The organism is Vibrio sp. vnigr-6D03 (assembly GCF_002835515.1).
In the GTDB taxonomy this organism is placed as follows: domain Bacteria; phylum Pseudomonadota; class Gammaproteobacteria; order Enterobacterales; family Vibrionaceae; genus Vibrio; species Vibrio penaeicida.
In genome coordinates this window covers 823-3,645 of sequence record NZ_PIZL01000054.1, presented here as the reverse complement: position 1 = coordinate 3,645, position 2,823 = coordinate 823, and the positions used below count along the sequence as shown (strand labels likewise).

Annotated in this window: 3 protein-coding genes; all 3 read right to left on the bottom strand. The window is 39.1% G+C overall.

The genetic code is table 11. From position 1 onward, the window contains the following. Positions 1 to 196: 196 nt before the first annotated feature. Entirely contained in the window at positions 197 to 538 is a 342-nt protein-coding gene (locus CW749_RS26960) for a hypothetical protein (RefSeq protein WP_145997892.1), read from the bottom strand. A 648-nt stretch (positions 539 to 1,186) separates the two neighbouring features. Next, the gene (locus CW749_RS26945) at positions 1,187 to 1,537 is read right to left on the bottom strand and encodes a hypothetical protein (protein WP_101115561.1); all 351 of its coding nucleotides are present in this window, start codon (positions 1,535 to 1,537) and stop codon (positions 1,187 to 1,189) included. Positions 1,538 to 2,184: 647 nt separating this feature from the next. After that, on the bottom strand, positions 2,185 to 2,823 hold a 639-nt coding region (locus CW749_RS26940), incomplete at its 5' end, for an RNA methyltransferase (RefSeq protein WP_343232702.1).

Genomic DNA, 2,823 nt, shown 5'->3' with positions numbered 1-2,823 from the left:
AGGAATCGAACTCAAAAAGACTGAAGCCAGCAACATTCGAGAACCTTACAACCCTTGAATTTTCAAAGCGCTATAACGCCAGCTTAAACCGCAGACAACGCACAAAACAAGCTGCTGCATTACGCCTTAAACACTAAATTCACCGCAAGCTAAAAATGCCACGCGTTGTTTGTCGGTTTGAAGCTTTTGTTATGTGCTACAGGTAGCGGGCAAATGAAACCATTTCTAAGCCACTATGACAAGTCCCTGTACCGGTAATAAATAAACTAGCATTTGAAGCCTTTGCAGCCAAAGCTATACTCAAAAGTGCTTTACCACCAGAGCTGTCTAATGAAAATATCATCCGACCTTGAGTATCAGTGGCGCAACTTGGTCTGCTGGAAGAAATTCTATCCAATTTAATCACACCATAATTGCTATTTTGCCCTGAGATTACATTAGTCTGAACATATTCTATTTTACCTGTAACATCTCCACTCCATGCAGAAAAAGATAAAAGATTAAAAATCATTAAAAACATCAAGTTAAAATATTTCACTATATAAACCCCTCACTTGCACATAACGCCCTGTTAAGGGGTGAGCAACGCAATACCAAAGCCGCCGCATACTACCTTAAACACTAAAATCAACGCATAGTAAAAATGCCACGCGTTGCGAATCCCTCTTGAACAGATTGTTATGTTGTGGTTTCAACTATTCCACGATTCCTACCATATATGGTTCTCGTTCATCACTATAAGTGCATGCTCCATCTACGACTATCATATTGGGATTGTGTAAGTATTCCACTGCGTCTCGTACAATTGGAATTTCAGCATGACAATGCTTACAGTTCGGACCACGATTTGGCGCAAATTGACCACCACAACTGCATTTAGGCAATGTATTCGTTATTTGTTCAAGAATAGCTTGAGACTTATCAGACCAAACTAGACGTTGATCCGATACTCTATGAATAACATTGGAGCATGTATCACAGTAGAAGTGAGGAAAACATTGACTCATTCCACTCGATCGCCATGCCGGTGTGAGCCCATCACACTGATTGCATCTGAGGTCACCTACCCATTGTAAAGCTCTTGAATATTCAACAATTTTCATCGACAACTCCTTCGTCTGACTGAAAACAACATAACGCCAGCTTAAACCGNNGTTGTTTGTCGGTTTGAAGCTTTTGTTATGTTTTAGTAGATAACTGAGTAGCGTACTTGGCACTCATTGGACCCATCCTCTACCCTTAAATATACGTCATTGTTAGCTGCTTTTGCTGTTAACAACATGCTATACATTTCTTGAAAATGTGGATTGGTTCTTTTTAAGACAAAATACACTCCTTCACTCATTGTACAACTTACAACCCTTGGGTCTGAGCCATGAGATATGCCTGGAGGCGGTACTTTTATATCACCAGATGGATGCAAGTAGATGCTTTCAATTTTTCCTATGCAACCTAATTTCTGACACCCTTTGAATGGTGGCTCTCCCGCAATGGCCACCAAAGGGAAGAACAATAGTATAAAAATAAATCTAAACATCTTAATCCTTAATATCTATCAATAAATTAAACAATGTTAATATGAAACATATAACGCACCTAAAACATAACGCCTTGCTAAGTAGTGCTGACGCCTAATTCACCAAGCCTACATTACTTCAAACCAAAAATGCCACACGTATTAGCATCTACTTGAGCAATTTGTTATGAAAAGGCGCTAAACCGTGCCACTAAACTCAAAGCCAACATCTTAGCCTCTGAAATAAGCGCCGGCTGCTGACCCACTAATATTACCAAGAAATCACTTTCAGAATATACGAAAAATGAGGTAACAAAGAAGAGCCGAACGATGAACTTATGGTGAAGGTAATTGCCATAGCTCGAACCTACTGAAATGCACAATGTTACTTGGCATATTACCCCTTTTGATGATTTCAAATAGGCAAGCAGCAAAGAAACTGCAAACTTGAAACGAGATAATTAACCGAGTTTACACTGTGATTTTGCAGCCTTTGATAAACAAACCTACCTTGAAAAACCACGTTAAACAGTAGCTTCATAACGCCCAATTAACTAGCCAAAAACGTACAAATGCCGTTTCTGCAAACTACCCTAAACACTAAACTCACCGCAAACTAAAAATGCCACGCGTTTTTGGTCTGCTTGAATTGTTTGTTAGGTGTGATTTTAAGAACGCCCATATTTTTTATTCTGGAATTCTCGACGTTGCTTAGTAATTTCATACAACACTATCCCACTTGAAGTAGCTAAGTTTAAGCTCTCTATGATGCCGTACATCGGAATATTGACACAAAAATCAGATGAACTAATAACTCTATCACTTAACCCTTTAGATTCGTTACCAAACCATACAGCTAAACGTTTTTGCGTGTAATCACCTTGGCTGAGGTCGACGTTAACTTTACCCTTTATATGGGGAGATGTAGCCACTGAGAGAAATTTTTTACTCTCCAAATACTCCAAACAAGATTTTGTTGAATCAAATCTTTTTACAAAGCTCCACTTAACAGCCGATACAGAAGGCTTAACAAGTGGATTCCAATGACGCATATCTTGCCAATCGTCAGGTAAGTCACCCGATTCATCTACGATATATACTTTTTCAGCACCTAAGGCATTCACGTTTCGTACTACAGAACCAATATTTTTAAGCGACTTAGGGTTTTCTAATACCACGATTAGATTTTTGCACCTGAAATCCTTTATTTCATCCGCTCTTTTTCTCAAAGCACTTTTATCGTTATTTTCTTCCGACACTAAATATTCCCTCCAAGCACCTAACGCCAGCTTAAACCGCAGACAACG

Excerpts from the sequence above, each read along its gene's own strand:
- CW749_RS26945 (WP_101115561.1), bottom strand. The coding sequence starts at position 1,537 with ATGTTTAGATTTATTTTTATACTATTGTTCTTCCCTTTGGTGGCCATT.